This is a genomic window from Planktothrix sp. (assembly GCF_046067725.1).
GTDB lineage: Bacteria > Cyanobacteriota > Cyanobacteriia > Cyanobacteriales > Microcoleaceae > Planktothrix.
Genome location: NZ_JBJUDF010000339.1, coordinates 21,819 through 28,370, shown reverse-complemented (window position 1 = coordinate 28,370; position 6,552 = coordinate 21,819). Strand labels below are relative to the sequence as shown.

The window sequence follows — 6,552 nt, the reverse complement described above, 5'->3', positions numbered from 1 at the left end:
AGAGGGAATTTTTGAAATCGGTTTTTGAAAGGTTAGTTCAGTTTTTTTGAGGTTTAAAGATGGAGCTTGTGGCACGGGAAAACTGGGAGGTTTTTGACGCGGTGGTATGGAGGAAGGTTTGGGTATTTTTCCTGGGGTAGATTTCGCTTTTTTCGGTTGTAAATTAGGGTTTAAAGGAATAAAACCTGTTTCTATAATTGGCGGTAATTCTGAAGGCGGGATTTGATCAGATGGGTGAGGATTTTCGAGATCAATAGATTTAGTTTTATTCGATTTTGGAGGGTTGCGTTTTAATAGTTGTCTTAAGTAATCCGTTGCCCAGGTTTGGATTTTTTCTTGATCACATTGGGTTAAATCTCGACATAAAGTAATGGCTGATTTTGTATTTCCCGTTCGCTCATAAGCCATGACTAAACCGACTTGCGCCTTAAATTTAGAGGGGTGTTCAGATTGAGCAATTGGTTCTAAAATAGCGATCGCTTGCTGATAATCTTGACGTTTTAAAGCGGCTAACCCTGATTCTAAATCCGATGAATGGGGAGGAAAATCTAAAGAAGACATAGAAATTTAAGCCTTAAAACCCATAAACAGTAGTAAGTTGATGAGAAAACCCATACTTTGAAACGATCACAATAACCGTTCCGAACTCATCTCAACCCTTAAAAGTTGATATTCGCTGCCATCCTATTTTAACCATTTTCAATTTGATTGTAACATTTTTTTATAACAATATTCTAAAGTTTGCCTAATTTAATATTTTAATGTAATTTGGGATTTGTAATCCTCTTCAATTTTAGCTCAATTCTCAAAAGATGATACAATAACCGTGCTTAGAATCAGCCATTATGAATCCAAATCCCTTATTTCTAGCAGTTCAATTTACCTCTCCCGGCCCCATTATCTTTGAAATTGGGCCGTTATCAATTCGGTGGTATGGTGTTTTAATTGCCTCTGCCGTCTTAATTGGAGTCTCCTTATCCCAATATCTTGCCAGTCGTCGTCAAATTGATCCTGAACTCATCGGAGATTTAGCAATTTGGTTAGTCATCGGAGCAATTCCTTGTGCCCGATTATATTATGTGGCATTTGAGTGGAAAAGTTACGTCAATGATCCGGGCAGTATTATTGCCATTTGGAAGGGAGGAATTGCCATTCACGGTGCAATTTTAGGCGGTTTAATTGCAGCGTTATTATTTGCTAAAGTCAAACAAATTCCTTTTTGGCCGTTAGCGGATGTCGTTGCACCTTCTTTAATTTTAGGTCAAGCCATTGGACGCTGGGGTAACTTTTTTAATTCCGAAGCTTTTGGTCGTCCAACAGATGCTCCTTGGAAACTTTATATTCCGCCAGAACGTCGTCCCTTTGGTTATGAATCCTACGACTATTTCCACCCCACGTTTTTGTATGAATCTTTGTGGAATTTAATGGTGTTTATCTTGTTAATTACCTTATTTTTTAGAGGATTAAAAGGTAAACCTCCCCTGAAACCGGGAACCATCTTTCTGGTTTATTTAGGCGCCTATAGTTCCGGTCGAATTTGGATTGAAGGGTTACGAATGGATAGTTTAATGTTAGGGCCGTTAAGAATCGCACAATTAGTCAGTTTGAGTGGAATTGTATTAGGATTATTCGGTTTAATTTGGTTATATGGATTGAAGCGAACCTTACCTGATGTTGTGCCGAAATCCCAAGCCTCTAACTCTTAATAGAAAAAGCCCTAGACTCGATAGCCAGGGCATCAACCAGGGTGCATCTACCATTGCTGTCTTCTTAGCGGGTCAGTTGAGATCCGGAAAAACTAGAAATTAATCGCTAATTTGGAGGAATCAAAATCTCATGCAGCAGGATAAAACAGTGCTAAAACCAGCCGTTTATATTGTCGGTGCCGGCCCTGGTGATCCTGAGTTATTAACCGTAAAAGCTCAAAGATTGTTAGCTTCAGCCGATGTAATTGTCTTTGCAGATTCCCTCGTTCCTCAACAAATTTTAGGAGGAATTCGCGCAGATGCAGAACGAATTAGAACAGCTAATAAAACCTTAGAAGAAATTCTTCCGTTAATGATTGAACGAGTCCGTCAAGGAAAGTCTGTTGTGCGATTACATTCGGGTGATCCCAGTTTGTATGGGGCGATTTATGAACAAATGGAACAGTTAAAGGCAGCAGACATTGAGTTTGAAATTGTTCCTGGAATTAGTGCGTTTCAGGATGCGGCTGCTAAATTAAAAGTCGAATTAACTGTACCAGAATTAGTGCAAACGATTATTTTAACTCGTGTCAGTGGAAAAGCGACTGCGGTTCCAACGGATGAAGAATTGGAGAGTTTAGCGGCTCATAAAGCTAGTTTATGTTTATATTTAAGTGCCCGTTACGTTGAGGAAAGTCAGCAAAAGTTAATGAAATATTATCCGCCAGAAATGCCGATTGCTATTTGTTATCGTTTAGGATGGCCAGATGAGAAAATTCGGGTGGTTCCTTTAGAAAAAATGGCACAAGTTACCCAGGAAGAAAATTTAATTAGAACGACGCTTTATGTAATTAGTCCGGCTTTAGCAAAAACTCCGCTTAATTCAACTTTAAGGTCTGGATTATATAACCCTGAACATTCCCATTTATTCCGTCCTTAACCCAGTTTCTCGGTACAACCAAGAAACACTATTAGTTAATATTTTACAAATCTTGTTTAGGAGAACTCTCCCTTGGTTTCGTTTGCTGAATATAAAACTAGGAATTCTCAGTATATCACTTTCATAGACTCAGAATTTTATCCCGATAGATGGAACTCCTTTAATCATTGGGTTTGCTCGTTATGATTCAGATCGAGGAGGAGCACAAGAAGATGATCGAATTGGTGGAAATAGAGAGAAAGTAACTCATATTCTGAAGTATGCGGACACCTATCAAGTACCTCTGAAAGTATTCTTTTTGAATGATGGCCCTGGATTAACTCTGGGGTCAATGTGGAATGATTATGCCTCTTTAGAAACGGCTGGAAAAGGACGAGTAATGGTCTGCACTCTCAAAATGTTAGATGAAAGGTTTACCAGAGATTGGCTTGAAAGTTAAGTAAATAGTTCCAGTCTTCAATTTTATTTTCTGTCACTTTTTCTAAATCAGATTCCATCTCAATATATACTTCTAAACCCCTTTTTAAAATTCTATTTGTATTGATTAAAGACTGCTGTTGAGGTAAACTTCCGTTTCCATTAACAAAATCCCCCATTGCTTGAGTTCCTTTAACTAAACGCTGAATAGTCGTTTCTATAGCTAAAAGAGAGTTATCAATCCCAATCCATTGCCGTTTTAATTCTTCTGCAACTGCAACAGTTGTTCCACTCCCTACAAAAGCATCTAATATTAAATCTCCAGAATTAGAGGAAGCCTGAATAATTCGTTTTAGAAGTTCAGGGTTTTTTTCAGTTGGGTAGCCTGTAATTTTAATATTTTGGTTATGAGCATCTTTGAATTCAAGCCAAATATCTTGAACGGCTATTCCTTTACTTTGATCAAGGTAAACTTTCCGTCTAGGATTTCCAGTAGACGACCAGTAAATTTCACCTCTTTTATCCATTTCTTCTAAGGTTTCTGGAGTATATTGCCAATGTTTACCCGGTGGAGGAAGCATCCCACGCCAGGGTTGACCGGTTGCTCCTTTTCTTTCCCCAGGAGCATGAATTGGAACTTTTTTATAGCGTCTTCCTGTTTTTTCTTCAATATATTGATATTCTTTCATGACTTTATCATCTGTCCACGATTCAAAAGGTTGGTTCCAGATATAATCATCAGTTTTTGTATAAAAAAGGATATAATCTGAGATATTTCCATATTGATTTTTAGTATAATTTTTAGGATTACATTTTTTTCGAGTAATCCAGTTACGGAAATTCTTAATTCCAAAAATTTCATCCATTAAAATTTTAACTGGAAAAGCCATATTTTGATCTAAATGAACATAGATTGATCCTTGTTCTGATAAAAGTTCTTTAAGTAAAATTAACCGTTGGCGAATAAATTCTAAATAATCTGCGCCTTCTCTGAAATCTTGATAAGCATAAGTTTGTTGTCTTGACTCAAACCCTAGTCCAGTTGCGTAAGGTGGATCAATATAAATTAAATTAATTTTTCCTGCTATATCAGAATTTTCTAATAAATTCCTTAAAACCCTTAAATTTTCTCCATAAATTAACTGATTTTTAATTTCTTTTTCTACCTTTATAATTTTTCTTAATTTTGCTGGGGGACTCTCTAAAATATCTTTAATACTAACTTTTCCTACATATTCCAAGGAAAAGGAAATTAGGTTACTATCTTTTAGCTTTTTGTACTGACTTTTGCCGGGTATCCCTGTTGCCATTTCTAGTTGTTTACTCTTAAGTTTATCGTTAAATTATATCTAATTATATATAATTTGTAACAGCTTGCAATAGGCTGAAATTATTTTAGCAGACTATCTTATGTTGATCCTGTTTGTTATAATACATTAAAATCGCTCTAATTTACTATGATTTTAATATGAATTTTAATCAAACTAATATTATTATTACGGGGGGTTCCAGTGGAATTGGTAAAGCAACGGCTCAATTGTTAGCTAGTCTCGGTGCAAATTTAACAATTATTGCTCGAAATCAAATCACTCTTGACCAAGCTCAAAGGGAAATTGAAGCTTTTAAATTATCTCAAAATCAGAAAATATTCAGCCTTTCGGCTGATGTCTCCGTAAGGGAAGAAGCCGAAAATGCAATAGCAAAAGCCATTACCTTGTTAGGAAGTGTAGAGATTTTAATTTTATCAGCCGGAATTGCCCATCCCGGTTATTTTCAAGACCTTCCCCTAGAAATATTTGAACAAACAATGGCTGTTAATTATTGGGGTTCACTCTATTGTATTCGAGCGGTTTTACCGACCATGATTCAACAAAAACAAGGTAAAATTGTACTCATTTCTTCAGGAGCCGGATTAATTGGAATTTATGGTTATACAGCCTATAGTCCAACTAAATTCGCTTTAAAAGGATTAGCAGAATCTTTGCGCGCAGAATTAAAACCCTGGGGAATTCAAGTTTCTATTGTTTATCCTCCTGATACAAATACACCGCAATTAATCACTGAAAATAAAACCAAACCTCCAGAAACAAAAGCAATTACAGGAACGGTTAAACTTTGGGAACCAGAAAAAATAGCGCAGGAAATTATTCAAGGGATTCAAAATTCTCAATTTGCGATCGCCCCAGGATTAGAAATGAAGCTTTTAAATAGGTTCCATAGTTTACTTTTGCCCCTATTAAATCAATATTTTGATCGTTTAATTAAAAATTTTAAATCTTAAGCATAGAATTTAACTTTTTTTGAAATAAGTTGCAATTTTGATCTAAAATGTAATATTAGTTTACTTGATATGAAGAGGAAACTTTGCAAACTCAGAGAAAATCTTTGATACAATTAGCAAAGATCATCACTTGATTTGATGTGATTATCCTTTCTAAGCTACTCAATCTTCGGAGGTTTCATGTTTGAACAGTTATTTACAACTCATCCTGATAATCATAGTCCTTTAAACCTGATTCGTCCCCGCAAAGGTGTGATTATTGGTGCTGGACAAGTGGGAATGGCTTGTGCTTATTCCTTATTAATTCAAAATTGCTTTGATGAACTGATATTACAAGATATTAATCGAGAAAAAGCAGAAGGGGAAGTCATGGACTTAGTACATGGACTTTCTTTTATTGAACCCACAGAAGTTACCGTGGGAACCGTTGCGGATGAGGGAAGGGATGCGGATTTAGTAATTATAACAGCCGGAGCTAGTCAAAGACCCGGAGAAACTCGTTTAGATTTAGTCGGACGAAATGTAGAAATCTTTAAAAAATTAATCGGAGATATTGCTCAATATTGTCCGAATGCAATTTTATTAATTGTTGCTAATCCTGTTGATATTATGACCTATGTTAGCTTGAAACTTTCTGGGTTTCCCAGTTCTAGGGTCATTGGGTCAGGAACCGTTTTAGATACGGCTCGTTTTCGATATTTATTAGCAGACAAATTGAAACTTGATCCCCGCAGTATCCATGCTTATATTATTGGGGAACATGGAGATAGTGAAGTTCCGGTTTGGAGTACCGTTAATGTAGCGGGAATGAAAATTTGTGATGGTAATTGGGAAGGATGTCCTCCTTGTGAGCATGAAGAATTACAGTCTATTTTTGATCAAGTTAAAAATGCAGCCTATGAAATTATTCAACGCAAAGGATATACGTCCTATGCAATTGGTTTAGGAGTTACGGATATTGTTACCGCTATTTTACGGAATCAAAATCGAATTTTAACCGTGAGTCGTTCCGTACAAGGATTATATGGTCTTCCCGAACTTTGTGTGAGTTTACCTGTCTTACTCAACCGGAAAGGAGCCACTAAAATTATTAATCTTTCCTTAACTGAAACCGAAGAAAAACAGTTACAAAACTCCTGTCAAGTGTTGTATGAAATTATTGAAAAGCTAGATTTGTAAACACCAAAATTTCAAAAGCTGAATTTTCTATTCTGTGAAATTAAGTTAAT

General features: G+C 36.1%; 6 protein-coding genes. 4 read left to right on the top strand and 2 right to left on the bottom strand.

Translation table 11 applies throughout. The features are described 5' to 3' along the window. On the bottom strand, positions 1 to 561 hold a 561-nt coding region (locus tag ACKPEB_RS21030), incomplete at its 3' end, for a tetratricopeptide repeat protein (protein ID WP_408966968.1). A 284-nt stretch (positions 562 to 845) separates the two neighbouring features. On the opposite strand from ACKPEB_RS21030, the gene lgt reads away from it, so the two are divergent. Then, complete coding sequence (gene lgt / locus ACKPEB_RS21025; RefSeq protein WP_408966967.1) at positions 846 to 1,706, top strand: prolipoprotein diacylglyceryl transferase; 861 nt, start codon at positions 846 to 848, stop codon at positions 1,704 to 1,706. Between the two features lie 130 nt (positions 1,707 to 1,836). Beyond that, positions 1,837 to 2,625 carry a precorrin-4 C(11)-methyltransferase gene (gene cobM / locus ACKPEB_RS21020; RefSeq protein ID WP_408966966.1) on the top strand — a complete coding sequence of 263 codons (789 nt, stop codon included), beginning with the start codon at positions 1,837 to 1,839 and terminating at the stop codon, positions 2,623 to 2,625. Positions 2,626 to 3,038: 413 nt separating this feature from the next. On the opposite strand, the gene ACKPEB_RS21015 is transcribed toward cobM, so the two are convergent. Continuing rightward, the gene (locus ACKPEB_RS21015) at positions 3,039 to 4,352 is read right to left on the bottom strand and encodes a site-specific DNA-methyltransferase (protein ID WP_408966965.1); all 1,314 of its coding nucleotides are present in this window, start codon (positions 4,350 to 4,352) and stop codon (positions 3,039 to 3,041) included. Positions 4,353 to 4,510: 158 nt separating this feature from the next. On the opposite strand from ACKPEB_RS21015, the gene ACKPEB_RS21010 reads away from it, so the two are divergent. Both ACKPEB_RS21010 and ACKPEB_RS21005 read left to right on the top strand, forming a co-directional pair. Continuing rightward, positions 4,511 to 5,323, top strand: coding sequence for an SDR family oxidoreductase (locus tag ACKPEB_RS21010; RefSeq protein ID WP_408966964.1), 813 nt, complete (start codon positions 4,511 to 4,513; stop codon positions 5,321 to 5,323). Between the two features lie 180 nt (positions 5,324 to 5,503). Next, positions 5,504 to 6,502, top strand: coding sequence for an L-lactate dehydrogenase (locus ACKPEB_RS21005; protein WP_408966963.1), 999 nt, complete (start codon positions 5,504 to 5,506; stop codon positions 6,500 to 6,502). The last annotated feature ends 50 nt before the right edge of the window (positions 6,503 to 6,552 follow it).